Genomic DNA, 245 nt, shown 5'->3' on the forward strand with positions numbered 1-245 from the left:
CGCCGCCGGCAGGATCACCTGCTTGACGGTCTCCGAATGGGTGGCGCCGAGGCCGAGCGAGCCGTCGCGCATGGCCTGGGGCACCGCATTGATGATGTCGTCGGAGAGCGATGAGACGAACGGGATCAGCATGATGCCCATGACGAAGCCGGCGGTCAGCACCGAGGACGCGCCCTGCATCCAGTCGACGCCGAACAGGCCTCCGCCGCCGAAGGCATCGACCAGCAGCGGGCCGACGGTCAGGA

The 245-nt window shown here is 68.6% G+C and carries 1 pseudogene; it reads right to left on the bottom strand.

What is annotated here, in order from left to right:
• Positions 1-245 (bottom strand): annotated as a pseudogene (locus tag CH341_RS33175) (ABC transporter permease subunit); the annotation flags it as partial.

Source organism: Rhodoplanes roseus (assembly GCF_003258865.1).
GTDB lineage: Bacteria > Pseudomonadota > Alphaproteobacteria > Rhizobiales > Xanthobacteraceae > Rhodoplanes > Rhodoplanes roseus.